Origin of the sequence: Paraburkholderia sp. CNPSo 3274 (assembly GCF_024206475.1) — a bacterium.
Classification (GTDB): domain Bacteria; phylum Pseudomonadota; class Gammaproteobacteria; order Burkholderiales; family Burkholderiaceae; genus Paraburkholderia.
The window spans coordinates 84,853-99,254 of the sequence record NZ_JAMBPR010000009.1 but is presented as its reverse complement, the minus strand read 5'-3'; the positions used below and the strand labels follow the sequence as shown (position 1 = coordinate 99,254).

At 65.1% G+C, this 14,402-nt stretch carries 10 protein-coding genes and 1 pseudogene; 7 read left to right on the top strand and 4 right to left on the bottom strand.

Going from position 1 to position 14,402, the window contains the following annotated elements; all coding sequences use genetic code 11:
• Positions 1 to 34 precede the first annotated feature (34 nt).
• The 3 genes from M3I54_RS08345 (at position 35) to M3I54_RS08335 (ending at position 7,094) form a co-directional block, all read left to right on the top strand.
• The gene (locus tag M3I54_RS08345) at positions 35 to 3,484 is read left to right on the top strand and encodes a transglutaminase family protein (RefSeq protein WP_254334653.1); all 3,450 of its coding nucleotides are present in this window, start codon (positions 35 to 37) and stop codon (positions 3,482 to 3,484) included.
• Positions 3,485 to 3,561: 77 nt separating this feature from the next.
• Positions 3,562 to 6,195 (top strand): circularly permuted type 2 ATP-grasp protein, encoded by a 2,634-nt coding sequence (locus M3I54_RS08340; RefSeq protein WP_254334652.1) that lies wholly within the window; start codon positions 3,562 to 3,564, stop codon positions 6,193 to 6,195.
• Positions 6,192 to 7,094, top strand: coding sequence for a transglutaminase family protein (locus M3I54_RS08335; RefSeq protein WP_254334651.1), 903 nt, complete (start codon positions 6,192 to 6,194; stop codon positions 7,092 to 7,094). Before M3I54_RS08340 ends, M3I54_RS08335 begins: the two co-directional genes overlap by 4 nt.
• 85 nt (positions 7,095 to 7,179) lie before the next feature.
• Here M3I54_RS08335 and M3I54_RS08330 read toward each other — a convergent pair.
• Positions 7,180 to 8,082 (bottom strand): annotated as a pseudogene (locus M3I54_RS08330) (glycosyltransferase family 4 protein); the annotation flags it as partial.
• Positions 8,083 to 8,584: 502 nt separating this feature from the next.
• Positions 8,585 to 9,316, bottom strand: coding sequence for a response regulator (locus M3I54_RS08325; RefSeq protein WP_254334650.1), 732 nt, complete (start codon positions 9,314 to 9,316; stop codon positions 8,585 to 8,587).
• Between the two features lie 232 nt (positions 9,317 to 9,548).
• Between M3I54_RS08325 and M3I54_RS08320 the strand changes: the two genes are divergently transcribed.
• The 3 genes from M3I54_RS08320 to M3I54_RS08310 all read left to right on the top strand — a co-directional run bounded on the left by M3I54_RS08320 (position 9,549) and on the right by M3I54_RS08310 (position 12,050).
• Positions 9,549 to 11,003, top strand: a complete 1,455-nt coding sequence (locus tag M3I54_RS08320) for an ATP-binding protein (protein ID WP_254334648.1) — start codon at positions 9,549 to 9,551, stop codon at positions 11,001 to 11,003.
• Positions 10,996 to 11,715 carry a response regulator gene (locus tag M3I54_RS08315; RefSeq protein WP_254334646.1) on the top strand — a complete coding sequence of 240 codons (720 nt, stop codon included), beginning with the start codon at positions 10,996 to 10,998 and terminating at the stop codon, positions 11,713 to 11,715. The genes M3I54_RS08320 and M3I54_RS08315 overlap by 8 nt, the downstream gene beginning before the upstream one ends.
• Before the next feature lie 137 nt (positions 11,716 to 11,852).
• The gene (locus M3I54_RS08310) at positions 11,853 to 12,050 is read left to right on the top strand and encodes a DUF3562 domain-containing protein (protein ID WP_254334644.1); all 198 of its coding nucleotides are present in this window, start codon (positions 11,853 to 11,855) and stop codon (positions 12,048 to 12,050) included.
• A 75-nt stretch (positions 12,051 to 12,125) separates the two neighbouring features.
• Here the strand turns inward: M3I54_RS08310 and pstS are convergent, their stop codons facing one another.
• Positions 12,126 to 13,151 carry a phosphate ABC transporter substrate-binding protein PstS gene (pstS, locus tag M3I54_RS08305; RefSeq protein WP_254334636.1) on the bottom strand — a complete coding sequence of 342 codons (1,026 nt, stop codon included), beginning with the start codon at positions 13,149 to 13,151 and terminating at the stop codon, positions 12,126 to 12,128.
• Positions 13,152 to 13,381: 230 nt separating this feature from the next.
• Between pstS and M3I54_RS08300 the strand changes: the two genes are divergently transcribed.
• Positions 13,382 to 13,864 (top strand): hypothetical protein, encoded by a 483-nt coding sequence (locus M3I54_RS08300; RefSeq protein WP_254334635.1) that lies wholly within the window; start codon positions 13,382 to 13,384, stop codon positions 13,862 to 13,864.
• A 108-nt stretch (positions 13,865 to 13,972) separates the two neighbouring features.
• Here the strand turns inward: M3I54_RS08300 and M3I54_RS08295 are convergent, their stop codons facing one another.
• On the bottom strand, positions 13,973 to 14,341 hold the full coding sequence (locus M3I54_RS08295) for an NUDIX hydrolase (protein ID WP_028208124.1): 369 nt from the start codon (positions 14,339 to 14,341) through the stop codon (positions 13,973 to 13,975).
• Positions 14,342 to 14,402 lie beyond the last annotated feature (61 nt).

The following is a 14,402-nucleotide window of genomic DNA, read 5'->3' as shown; positions in this document are numbered from 1 at the left end:
CGCCGTTCCATCCACGTCGATCGAGGAGTTGGGTGTGTCCATCCGTGTCGCGTTAAACCATGTCACGCAGTATCGCTATGACCGGCTCGTGGGGCTCGCGCCTCACGTGGTGCGCCTGCGCCCCGCGCCGCACTGCCGCACGCCCATCCTCTCGTACTCGATGCGCGTGGAGCCCGCCGATCATTTCGTCAACTGGCAGCAGGACCCGTTCGCCAACTATCAGGCGCGGCTCGCGTTTCCCGAGCCCACGCGCGAGTTCCGCGTCACGATCGATCTGGTCGCGGAGATGGCGGTCTACAACCCGTTCGACTTCTTTCTCGAACCGAGCGCCGAGCGCTTTCCGTTCGCGTACACGCCTGAACTGGCCGCGGAGCTTGCGCCGTATCTGGCGCACAGCGAGCCGACGCCGCGCTTCGCCGCGTTTGTCGAGACGATCGACCGCACGCCGCGTGTGACCATCGACTTCCTCGTCGATCTGAACCAGCGCCTGCAACGCGAGATCGGCTACCTGATCCGCATGGAGCCGGGCGTGCAGACGCCCGAGGAGACGCTGGAGAAAGGCTCCGGCTCGTGCCGCGACACGGGCTGGCTCCTCGTGCAGACGCTGCGTCGGCTCGGGCTCGCGGCGCGCTTCGTTTCGGGCTATCTGCTGCAGCTCACGCCCGACGTCAAGGCGATCGACGGCCCGCGCGGCGCCGAGGCCGACTTCACCGACCTGCACGCCTGGTGCGAGGTCTATCTGTCGGGCGCGGGCTGGATCGGGCTCGATCCGACCTCGGGCCTGCTCGCGGGCGAAGGCCATATTCCGGTGGCATGCACCCCGGAGCCCGGCAGCGCCGCACCGATCTCGGGCGCGCTCGACGATTGCGAAGTCGAGTTCTCGCATTCGATGTCGATCTCGCGCGTGCTCGAAACGCCGCGCGTGACGAAGCCCTACACCGAAGCGCAATGGGCCGATATGCACGCAATGGGTGTCCAGGTGGACGCCGCGCTCGCGGGCCAGGACGTGCGCCTCACGATGGGCGGCGAGCCGACCTTCGTGGCGGCGGGCGACCGCGACGCGCCCGAATGGAACACCGATGCGCTCGGCCCGACCAAGCGCCGCTATGCCATCGCGCTGATGGACAAGCTGCGCGCGCATTATGGCGCACTGGGCTTTCTGCATATCGGCCAGGGCAAGTGGTATCCGGGCGAGCAGTTGCCGCGCTGGGCGCTTTCGCTCTTCTGGCGCGCGGACCGCGAGCCCTGTTGGCGCGATCCCGCGCTCTTCGCCGACGAGCGCTCGCTGACGCACCACACGGCCCAGGACGCGCAGCGCTTCATCGAACACGTCGCAGCGAAGCTCGCGGTCGATCCACAACACGTGCAGCCGGGCTACGAGGACACCTGGTATTACCTGTGGCGCGAGCGCCGCCTGCCCGTGAACGTCGATCCGTTCGACTCGCGCCTCGACGACGAACTGGAACGCATGCGGCTGCGCCGCGTGTTCGACTCGGGCCTCGATACCGTGACGGGCTATGTGCTGCCGCTTGCGTGCGAGCGCGGCGAGCCGACGGCGGCCCAGCCCGCCCTGCAGGGCCCGCGCTGGGTGAGCGGTCCATGGTTCTTCCGCGACGACCGCATGTATCTGATTCCCGGCGACTCGCCGATGGGCTACCGTCTGCCGCTCGATTCGCTGCCGTGGGTCGCGGCGGGCGACTACCCGTGGCAACACTCGCGCGATCCGTTCGCCGCGCCGGCGCCGCTGCGCAGCGCGGCCGAACTGCGCATGCAGTACGAGGCGGGCTTCGATGCTGCCGCGCAATCGCGGCACGAGGAAAACGCGGGAACCGCGAACGGACCTGAAACAAACCGCTATCCCGAGCGCGGCGAATCCGCCGCCTGGACCTACCGCACCGCACTGTGCGTCGAAGTACGCGACCCCGCGCGCGCCGCAGGGCCGAAAGCCGAAGCCGCCTCCTTTGGCCGCTCGCAAGGCCAGCTCCATGTATTCATGCCGCCGCTCACCGAACTCGACGATTACCTCGCCCTGCTGGCCGCCGTCGAAGCCACCGCCGCCGAGCTGGCACTCCCCGTCGTGATAGAAGGCTATCCGCCGCCGCGCGACCCGCGCCTGAAAATGCTCCAGGTCACGCCCGACCCCGGCGTGATCGAGGTGAACATCCACCCGTCGTCGAACTGGGATGAACTGGTCGAGCGCACCGAATTCCTCTATCAGACCGCGCACGAAACCCTGCTCTCCACCGAGAAGTTCATGCTCGACGGCCGGCACACCGGCACCGGCGGCGGCAATCACCTCGTGCTCGGCGGCGCCACGCCCGGCGACAGCCCGTTCCTGCGCCGCCCCGACCTGCTCGCGAGCCTCGTGGCCTACTGGCACAACCATCCGTCGCTGTCGTACCTGTTTTCGGGCCTCTTCATCGGGCCGACGAGCCAGGCGCCGCGCGTGGACGAAGCGCGCAACGATCAGGTCTACGAGCTGGAAGTCGCGTTCGCCGAGATTCAGCGTCAGGTCGATTTGCTGCGTGGCTTCGGGAGCCCCTTCGACGACCGCCCGCGCGTGCCGCCCTGGCTCATCGACCGCACGCTGCGCAACATCCTCATCGACGTGACCGGCAACACGCATCGCGCCGAGTTCTGCATCGACAAGCTCTACTCGCCCGACGGTCCGACCGGCCGCCTCGGCCTGCTCGAGCTGCGCGGCTTCGAAATGCCGCCGCACGCGCGCATGAGTCTCGCGCAGCAACTGCTGCTGCGCGCGCTCGTCGCGCGCTTCTGGCAGACGCCGTACACGCAACGCCTCACGCGCTGGGGCACCGAACTGCACGACCGCTTCATGCTCTCGACCTTCGTGCAGATGGATTTCGACGACGTGCTCGCCGAAACGTCCGCGGCGGGATTCGCGCTCGATCCCGCCTGGTTCGCGCCGCACTTCGAGTTCCGCTTCCCGCTGGTCGGCGAGCTGCAGACGAGCGGCATCGCGCTCTCGGTGCGCCACGCCCTCGAACCGTGGCACGTAATGGGCGAAGAAGGCGGGGCCGGCGCGACGGTGCGCTATGTCGATTCGTCAGTGGAGCGGCTCGAAGTGCGCGTGCTCGGCATCAACGAAAACCGCCACGTCGTGACCGTGAACGGCCGCGCGCTGCCGCTTCAGCCCACCGGGCGCGTGAGCGAGAGCGTGGCGGGTGTGCGCTTTCGCGCGTGGGAACAGTCGACGTCGCTGCATCCCACCATCGGCGTGCACGCGCCGCTCACGATCGATATCGTCGACACCTGGAGCGCGCGCGCAATCGGCGGATGCCAGTATCATGTTGCGCATCCGGGCGGCCGCCACTATGAGACGTTTCCGGTCAATGCCTACGAGGCCGAGAGCCGGCGACGCGCGCGCTTCTTCACGACCGGCCACACACCGGGGCCCGTGGAAGTGGCGCCGCCCGAGCGCAGCCTCGAATTTCCGTTCACACTGGATCTACGCCGCGGCTAATTGCGGCCGATAACCCGTCAAGAGCCCTAACCGAAGGCGCGCCTCACGAACGAGGCGCGCTGTCACGACCCACGATCTTGCCGACTCAATCCACCCTGCCGTTCGATTCCTCCGCCAGCGACGACCAGGCGGGCGCGCCGCTGCGCACGCTGCCGGTGCGCGCCGGACACTGGGACGAACTGCAAACGGCGGAAGGCGAGCTGCGCGAGCCCTGGCGGCAGTTTTTCGGGCTGCTCGGCAAGCCGGGCGCGGCGGGGTTCGACGGCGCCGCGGCATCGGTCGCGCGCCAGGTGCGAGAGAACGACATCACCTATAACGTCTACGCCGACGCGGGCGGACCGCGGCCGTGGGCGCTCGACGTGCTGCCGTTCATCATCGACGAGGCCGAATGGGCGCAGATCGAGCGCGGCGCCGCGCAGCGCGCGCGCCTGCTCAACGAGATCGTCGCCGATATCTACGGGCCGCAAACGCTGCTTGCGCGCAGCCTGCTGCCGCCCGCGCTGGTGTTCGGCCACCCGGGCTATCTGCGCGCCGTGAAAGGCTTCGTGCCGCCCGGCCGCCAGTATTTGCAGATCGTCGCTCTCGACCTCGCGCGCTCGCCCGAAGGCCAGTGGACCGTCGTCTCGCACCGCACGGAAGCGCCCTCGGGACTCGGCTATCTGCTGGAAAACCGGCTCATCGTCTCGAGCCTCTTCGCCGAGCCGTTTCGCACCATGCGGGTGCACCGTCTCGCGCCGTCCTATTCGCAGCTCGTCGCCACGCTCGCCGCGGCTGCACGCGCGATCATGAGCGCCGACGAGCGCAGCGTGGGCGGCGCGTCTGCGCATATCGTGCTACTCACGCCGGGGCCGTTTAGCGAGACTTACTTCGAGCACGTGTTCCTCGCGCGCTACCTCGGACTCACGCTCGTCGAGGGCAAGGACCTCACGGTGCGCGACGACATGCTGTACCTGAAAACGCTGGACGGGCTGGAGCGCGTGCACGCCGTGCTGCGCCGCCTCGACGACACCTTCTGCGACCCGGTCGAGCTTCGCGCCGACTCGACCATCGGCGTGCCGGGCCTGCTGCAGGTCATGCGCGCGGGCAACGTAATGGTCTCGAACGTGCCCGGCGCGGGCTTCGTCGAATCGCCTGCGCTGCACGGCTTCATGCCCGGCATCGCGCAAGCGCTGCTCGGGGAGGAGCTTGCGCTGCCGGGCATCTCGACCTGGTGGTGCGGCGAAGACGCGGCCTGGCGCGACGCGCTCGCGCAGGCGCCCGAGGCGCTGCTCGTGCCGACGTGGCCGGGCGCGGCGAACGCGGCGTCCGTGGCGCCCGGACTCGCCGCCGGCATGCAACCGCTCGCCGACTGGCGCGAGCGCATCGAGCAGTTGCCCGACGCCTTCACGGTCCAGCAACCGCTGTGCTACAGCTATACGCCGCGCTATGAGACCGGTGCAGGCATGCTCGGCGCGCGGCCCGCCGTGCTGCGCGTCTACGCGATTGCCGACCAGGAATGCGGCTGGCGCGTGCTGCCTGGCGGCTTCACGCGCCTCGCAGCCGAACATCAGGAATCCGTATCGATGCAGATGGGCGGCAGCAGCGTGGATACCTGGGTGCTGTCGAGCCAGCCCGGTTCGACCTTCACGCTCCTGCCGAGCCCGATCAAGCCGGGAGAGCTACGCCGCGAGCGCCGCCGCGTGCCGAGCCGTTCAGCGGAGAACCTGTTCTGGGCGGGGCGTTACGGCGAGCGCGCCGAAAACGGCGTGCGCCTGTGCCGGCTGATTCTCGGTTCACTCGAAGGCAGCGACGCCGAAGAGCTGTTTGGCACCTTCATTGAACTGGCCGCCGCCAATGGGCTCGTGCCCTCCACGGGCAGCGATGCCCGGCGCAGCCTCGACGACTTCGAGCGCGTGCTCGTGGCCAATCTGCATGAAAATGCGGGCGCAACCGGAATTGGCAGCACGCTCGCGAGCCAGGCGTACGCGTGCGGCGAGATTCGCGGCCGGCTTTCGAACGACCATTGGCGCACCGTGCTCGCCTCGCGCAACGACTTCCGCGATGCGCTTCACGCGCTTTCGCTCGTTCCCGCGGCAGCGCGTCAGGGAGCGGCAATCGAATTCAGGCGTCCCACGCCCTACGACCGCATGGCGCTAATGGGTGCGCTCGATGCGCTCGCCACACAATTGAGCGCCATCAGCGGCTGCCAGGGCGACCGTATGACCCGGGACGAAGCCTGGCGCCTGCTATTCGCGGGACGCCATATCGAACGCGTGGCCGCGTTGTCCACGATGCTGCGTATCGCCGCGCACGAACGCACGCTCGCCACGCCCGCGGGCTTCGACGTGCTGCTGCAACTGTTCGACAGCACGCTCACGTATCGCTCGCTGTATCCGGGGCGCCTCGAAGTGCCCGCTCTGCTCGACGTGATCGTGACCGACCCGACCAATCCGCGCGGCCTCTATGGCGTCTACGCGCGGCTGCGCGCGCGGCTCGACGAAATCGCCCAGGCCGCGCGCGGCCCAAAGCGCGAGCCGTTCGCCTCGCAGCTCGCGCCCATCGAGGCGCTGCCGACGCTGGAGGCGCTTTGCGAGCCCGGCGACGACGGCCGCTACCCCGCGCTCACCGCACTATGCGACAGTCTCGCCGAGCGTATGGCCGCGATGTCGAACGAGATCAGCGCGCGCTGGTTCAGCCACGCCGTGCCGCTCGCCGCGCAGGTCTGGTCATGAACGGCACGCGCCTCGCGGTCACGCACCGCACGACCTACCGCTATTCGACGCTCGTCGAGACCGCGCAGCATCTCGCGACCATCCGTCCGCTCGACCTTCCCTGGCAGCGCGTGCTCGCGCACCGCGAGCGTATCGAACCCGCGCCGTCGTATCAGACGAGCCGCCGCGACGCCTTCGGCAACGAGGTTCTCTACTTCTCGTTCGACGCGCCGCACGACTACCTGCAGATGACGAGCGAAACGAGCGTGCTGCTCTCGCCGCGCTACGCGACGCTCGAAGCAGACGACACGCCGGCCTGGGAAGACGTCGCGCATAGGCTGCGTTACACGGCGGGTGGCGCCTTCCATGCGGAGTCGGAGTTCTGCTTCGCGTCGCCGAATATCGCCTTGCTGCCGGAATTGCGCGCCTACGCGCTGGAGAGTTTCGCGCCCGGCGCCCCGGTTCTGGCCGGCGCGATCGACCTGATGCATCGCATCCACGCCGATTTCACGTACCGCCCCTCGGCAACGTCGTTCGACACCCCCGCCGCGCGCGCATTCGAACTGCGCCATGGCGTGTGTCAGGATTTCGCCCAGGTCATGATCGGCTGCCTGCGCTCGATCGGGCTCGCCGCGCGCTACGTGAGCGGCTATCTGCGTAACGACCCGCCTGAAGGCGCTCAACCGATGATCGGCGCCGACGCCTCGCATGCGTGGGTGTCGCTCTACGTGCCTTCGGCGCCGTCTGCACCCTCTGCCGGCTGGGTCGATCTAGATCCGACCAACGACGTGCTAGCCGACCAGGGCCATGTGACGCTCGCCATCGGCCGCGATTACACCGACGTGTCGCTCCTGCGCGGCGTCATTCTTGGTGGGGGCGCGCATCAGGTGGACGTGGCGGTCAATGTGAACGCGGATTGACAGCCACGACAGCCGCGCTCAGACCCAGCGTCGAAGCGACGCCGCGTAAGGCGCCAACGGCGTTGACACCCCACCCTGTATGAACCTGGCTGGCTAGCGAAAGCAGCGAGTCGACGTGCCCGGCCACGCTGGCGTCGTACAGCACGGCTTGTCCGTTCTCGTTGGCGTTTTCTCGCACAGGCTGACCGTTCACGACAAACCGGCTGGCGATTGCGCTCCTGATCGTCTCGCGCAGCGATCGCACATCGCCCCGCTCGAACACGTGTTTCGCGTGCGTGGCAATCACGTCGCAGCAACCCATCGTCGACGGAATGATCACCGGCGTGCCGCACATGACCGATTCGATACCCACCAGCCCGAAGGGCTCATAGGCGCAAGCCAGGATCGTGAAGTCTGCCGCGCGATAACAGTCTTCGATTTCGCGCTGAAAGCCGATGTAACGCACATGCGGCGAGTTACTGGCCACCGGGCGACCTGCTACCGCGACGACGACGGGTACTTTCAGGTCTCGCACAGCGGCTTCAATGAGTGGGAGTCCCTTGCGCACATGGCTACTCGAAGGAAAGAGCAACACGCACTCGTTGTCCTGGAAGCCGAACCGCTTGCGCAGCGAGGCACGAGCAGCCGAATCGACGGGAGTGAAGCGCGCCGTATCGACCGGGGGACGCAGAACGCGCACCTTGACTTCATCGATCCCGTACAGTTCGATCAGTTCATCACGCATCAAGGGTGAATGCGCGAGAACGATCGCCGCATTGGCATACAGGCGTTCTTCCAGCGCGATCTGCCAACGGTCGGAAAGCTTGGGTCTGCGGCCTGTTGCGCGGAGAAACCCGCGATGGGTGCCGCCACACACCGCGATATCCGAACTGTCGACACGGTTGCAGCCGATCATGACGTCCACGGCCGCTACACGCTTCGCGCTGCGCAGCCGCCAGGAGAACCAGGCGTCGCGCAGTTTGCCCGGCAGAAACGACACGTTGATCCTCGCTGAGCGCCGGGTTCATCGACAGCTGCGGGAACCAGCGCGCAAGCGACCACGCGTGATTTCCGAATATTTCCACCTGCCAGCCCGCTCGCACGAGGTTGTGTGCGATGACCAGCAGATTCAGCGAATCCCCTAGCGCTGGCGACATCACAAACGCCGCGTTGCGTGCTTTCGCGTGCTCGTGCTGAGCGTGACCCACACGGTCGGGTTGTCGCATCGGTTACGTGTCCAGGCGGGTTGGGGCTATGGGCACGCATGTTGCCACTGTGGCGCAGTTTCCGGGTTACGTGATCTTTCTGCACATTTCTTCTACGCCACGCCAGCGCGCGCGAACGTTACAGAACCGATTACGCGTTAAGAAATAGCAATGGTTCTGGAGTTCGAGAATGCGACGTTACCTGCTACGCTGGTCTTCGCCTGACATTGCGCGGATAGCCTCGACCGCGGATGAAGGGTGCTTTACCTTCAACCCTTTGCATACCCGGCGAAAACGCCGGGTTTTTTATCCGCGGGCAGCAGCCTGGTCCAGATCGGGAAGCGCGTCGTCAGGGCAAAAAACATAACCATCCCTGTAACGCGTTTGAATATATTGGCGACCGCAAGGCGACAGGCCAAGCAGCTTGCGCAGACGAAAAACGACAACGTCGACGCTGCGTGCGTGAAGCGACGAATTGCGATCGATCATGTTCACGATGCGCTCACGCGAAAGCGGCCGCAGGCGGTTCGCGGCGAATACCGCGAGCACGGCGAGAACCAGGGGAGGCGCGGGAATTTTGAGGCCGTCCCTGAACAGTTGATTGTCGATTGCGTCGAGTTCGAATCCGTCGAAGACGTACTTCGTCTCCTTGCGCGGCGACGCGGGGTAATCGATCTTGCAGCGCAACGCGTGGTGCAAGCGCGCGAGCAGTTCGCGAGGATCGAACGGATCGACCATATAGTCGTGGGCGCCGAATTCGAAGGCGAGCACCTTGTCGGCCACGTCGGCGGACTGGCTCACGATGATGGCGGGAGTCAGCCACCCGCGTTCACGCAGCGTGCGCAGCGTTGCAATGCCGTCGATCTTGAGCGCATCGTGCCGCAGGATGATGAGCGAAGGCGTTTCTCGCGCGAGGCGCTGCTCCAGCCGCTCAATGCCATACAGCACCGACACCGCGATCTGCTGACGCTGCAAATAAGTACGCAGGTCGTCCCGACACGCCTGATCGGGTTCGACAAGCAGCACGTGAATGTCCATCGGTCTGTCCCTTCCTCTGAGATGCGCGTCATTCCATCCGGATCCCGCGCACGAACGCAGGGATGCGCTTCGATCCGCAGCGGATCATACGGAACAACGGTGCAGGAAAAAGAAGGGAAATCTGGAGAAAATGTGGATTCGGACGGGCCATGCACACCTTACGGCACGCTTCGGGCGAAAATAGTGCCGAATAAATTCGCACTCACTTTTATTGCTCCCTGCTGAACTCGTCATGAAAGTCAGCGTCACCGCCAAAGTCTTCCTCGCGATTCTTTCCGCTTGCGTGCTCGCCGCCGTGGCCATGGGCGTCGCGATCCGGACGAGTTTCGAATTTGGCTTCGTGGATTTTCTGCAGGAGCAAAGTGCGAGCGAAGTGGCGGCGCTCCAGCAGGAACTGGAAGCCTCGTACGCCCAGCATGGCAATTGGGATTTCGTTCGCGAGCCGACGCAAGACCGGCCTCCATTCGATGGCGGGCCGCCGCCAGGCGCGCCGCCGGGCGACGCCCGGCCGCCCGATGCGCCGGGCGGCTTCCACGACGATGGCGGCAACGGTGGCCCCTTCGCCCCCGGCCTTGCTGAGCACTCGCGGCCGTTTCGCCCGCCCTACACGCTTTACGACGCGGACATGAAGCTCGTCACGAGCGCGGGGCCGCCCCCACCGCCCGACGCCGTGCGCCATCCGCTGCGCGTCAAGGGGCAAACGGTTGGCTGGATCGCGGTGGCGGGACCCACCTCGCTCATCAATCAGGCGGAGCAGCGCTTTAAGGACCGCCAGATGCAGGCGACGTGGATCATCGTGGGCTTTACCGCGTTGCTCTCCGCTGCCGTGTCGATCATCCTCGCGCGCACGCTGCTCACACCGATCAAGCGGATCGTCACGGCCACGCATCGCCTCGCGGGCGGCGACTATGCCACGCGCGTGCCAGCCAAAGGCAGCGACGAATTGCAGATGCTCGCGAGCGATTTCAACCGGCTCGCGGCGTCGCTCGAAAAAGCCGAAAGCGACCGGCGCGACTTTATCGCCGATATTTCGCATGAGTTGCGCACGCCCCTCTCGGTGCTGCGCGGCGAACTCGAGGCGATCGAGGACGGCGTGCGCCGGCCCGATGCGGCGACCATCGCTTCTCTGCAGTCCGAAGTAGCGATGCTCAGCCAGTTGATCGACGACCTCTACGAACTTTCGCTAGCGGACATCGGCCAGCTCTCGTTCGAGAAAGTGCCGCTCGATCTCGTACCCATCGTGGAAGCCGCATGCGACGTATTTCGCGAGCGCCTCGGCGCCAAGGAAATCACGCTGGAATTCGCTCCCGGCGACGCTCACGCAACGCTCTCGGGCGACCCCTATCGCCTCACGCAGCTCTGGAAAAACCTTCTGGAAAACGCGCTGCGCTACACCAATGCCGGTGGCCGCGTCCGGCTCTCGGTCACGTCGAACGACAACGACATCTATGTCGATGTTCAAGATTCGTTCCCGCCGGTTCCCGCGCCGCTGCTGCCGCATCTGTTCGACCGATTCTTCCGCGTCGATCCATCGCGCAGCCGTCAGAGCGGCGGGGCGGGTCTTGGACTCGCATTGTGCAAGCACATCGTGGAGCAACACGGCGGCACCATCGAGGCATCGCGCTCCCCGCTCGGCGGGCTGCGGATTCTGGTTCAACTTCCTCGCCTACACACGCATCATGATTGATCCGACCACGCGGCCGTCCATACTCATCGTCGAAGACGAGCCGAAGCTCGCGGCTCTGCTCGCCGATTACCTCGCGAAGGAGGATTTCGCCACGACGATCCTTTCGGACGGCCGGGAGGTCGTGCCCTACGTGCGCGAACATCAACCGTCGATGGTGCTGCTCGACCTGATGCTGCCCGGACGCAGCGGCCTCGACGTGTGCCGCGAACTTCGCACGTTCTCCAGCATTCCCGTGATGATCATCACGGCGCGCGTGGACGAAATCGACCGTTTGCTCGGGCTCGAACTGGGTGCCGACGACTACGTGTGCAAACCGTTCAGTCCGCGTGAAGTCGTGGCGCGCGTCAAGGCGATCCTGCGCCGGGCCGAACTGCTTGCGCGCGCGCACCAGGAGGCGGAAGGCACCGTTGCCTCGCCGTTCTCGATCGATGTTGCGCAACACGCCGCGCGCCTGGACGGTCGGGATCTGCACCTCACGCCCATCGAATTTCGTTTGCTTGCGCTGCTGCATTCGGGCCCGGGCCGCATTTACGCGCGCGACTTTTTACTGCGCGCGCTCTACGACGATCACCGTGTAGTGGCCGACCGCACGATCGACTCGCACGTCAAGAACCTGCGGCGCAAAATCCAGTCTATCCGGCCCGAGCAGGACATGATTCGCTCGATTTACGGTGTGGGTTACCGCCTGGAGATCGCGCCTGCCGGCGAATGAATTTGACAGGCTGTACACCGACAAATTCGGATCGAACGAAAAGCGCCGGTAGATAGGCTAAATGTATTGGCGTGCCGGACGCGCGATGAAGTTTAATGACCTTCCCGCGTCCACCCTCTATACGCATGGAGGCATTGATGAACCAGCACGCCGCAGAAGAACTCGTAAAGGCGATTGCAGACGAGACCCATGCTCCCATGGAGACCGTTTCCAGGATGTACGAAGAAACCTGGGCGGCATTCAGCGACGGCGCGCGCATCATGGATTACCTGACCGTGCTGGTCGCGCGGCGCGTGCGCGAGAATCTTCGGAGTTTGCGCAAAGACGCGCACTAGGCAGGTGAAGCCTCGACCGCTCTGAGTGACTGAATGCGGGCGCGCGATGCATGCGCGCCCGCATTCCGGTTCAGATTATGGCGCGATCGGCTTGCCGCTCGCGTCCTTGACCTTCTCCTTCCACTGCGACTTGATTTCGCTGACGACCGACTCCGGCAGCGAGATGTAGTCGAGGCTATCAGCGGCAGACGAGCCGTTCTTGAAGGCCCAGTCGAAGAACTTGAGCGTTTCCTTGCCCTGGTCCGGCTTGTCCTGTGCCGTGTGCAGCAGCACGAAGGTCGCGCCGACAACCGGCCATGCGTCCTTGCCCGGCTCGTTCGTGAGGATCTGGTAGAACGACTTCTTCCAGTCCGCACCGGCGGCCGCTGCCTTGAACGTTTCGGTGCTCGGCTGAACGACCGCGCCCGCTTCGTTCTTCATCGCGGCATAGACCATGTGGTTTTGCTTGGCGTACGCCCACTCGACGTAGCCGATCGCACCCGGCAGACGCTGCACGAAGGCGGCGACGCCGTCGTTGCCCTTGCCGCCCGTGCCTGTCGGCCAGCTCACGGTCGTGCCTTCGCCGACCTTGCTCTTCCACTCGGGGTTGACCTTCGAGAGGTAGTTCGTCCAGATGAAGCTGGTGCCCGAGCCGTCGGCGCGGCGGACCACGGCGATGTCGAGATCAGGCAGCTTGACCTTCGGGTTCAGCGCGGCGATGGCCGGATCGTTCCACTTCTTGATCTTGCCGAGGTAGATGTCGCCGAGCACCGGGCCCGACAGCGTGATTTCGCCTGCCTTGATGCCCGGCACATTAATCGCCGGCACGACGCCACCGACCACCGTCGGGAACTGGAACAGGCCGTCCTTGGCCAGCTGGTCATCCTTCAGCGGAGCGTCCGAGCCCGCGAAATCGACGGTCTTGGCCTGAATCTGCTTGATGCCACCCGACGAGCCAATGCCCTGGTAATTCACCTTGCCGCCGCCCGACTTCTGATAGGCGTCCGCCCATTTCGTGTAGATCGGTGCTGCGAAGGTGCTACCCGCGCCCGTGATATCCGCAGCCTGCGCGATGCCCGTGCCTAGCGCGAGAATGACAATCGCAAAGAGACTGAGTCTCATCCTGTACTCCTCAAAATCGTTATTGATGCGCTGGACGTTACGTTCGCAATGTGACGATCCGGTGACACTGCAATCGATCGCAAAGAAGAGCTTATGGATGCTGACGTCGCCATTCAGCGGACGTGTTAGCAAGGACTCACTGAACAGGTTCGAAGATGGATCGCGGCACGTGTGGAATGTCGCTATAAACCGTATATACTGTTTATACCGTTTTCAGACCGGAGATCGACATGACTGTAGCGACCACACGCAAACCCACCAAGAAGGCGTTCCACTTCCCGAAGTCCGAGGCAACCGAGGCAACCGCGCAAGAGCAAAGCGAAGCAGCAAAGCCCGCTGCGGCAGCGGAAGCGGCGGTTAAGTCCAAACGCAAAAAGGCCGTACCCAAAGCGGCGGCGAAACCCGCTCGCGCCGCTGCAGAGGCACCGGCTCCTGCACCTGCAGCCGCACCGGCCGAAAAGGTCAAGGCCAAGCGCGTGAAGAAAGACAAGGTCGTGCGCGACAGCTTCACGATGCCCAAGACGGATTACCAGCGCATCGCACTCCTCAAACGCAAGTGCCTGGAGGCCGGTGTTGCCGTGAGAAAGAGCGAACTTTTGCGCGCCGGCCTTCAATTGCTGGAATCGGCCCCGCAGAAGCGGCTGCTGGCTGCGATCGAAGCGCTCGAGACCGTCAAGACGGGCCGTCCGGCCAAAGGCGACGAAAACGCGTGATGGGCGCGAAGCGTTGGTGACGATGGGCTTGGGGCATCTGCCTGGATGGCAGATGCATCCGGATTGAACGCCGTGGGCGTTCAATCCCTCACCACGAGGGCCGTGGTGTTACTTCCTGCGCCGCTGGTTGATCAGCCGCACGATATCGTTCGTTGGGCCGCTGGTGATCAGGCGCGGGATGTCGTCGAGATGAACCCATCGACACCTGGCTATCTCGCTGCTCGGCCGTGCCTTGGCCTGCCTCGGTATTTCGCAGGAAAAAACGTGGTGGTGTTTCTGCTTGCCGCGAATGTCGAACAGATATCTGGCCGTTTTGCCCAGGAGCCGGGTCTCCTCCTTGAGTTCCCGAAGCGCGGTCTCCGTAAGATGCTCACCGCGTTTCAACATGCCACCCGGTAGTGCCCACTTCGACTGACTGCGTGCTACCAGGAGAATTCGCTTGCCTCTACGACAGATCACGGTGGCCCGTTTCTTCAACTCGAACTCCCACTTCGTTCCCGGGGGGCGCTTCTCGATGCATCCGCACAGCAACGCCTGA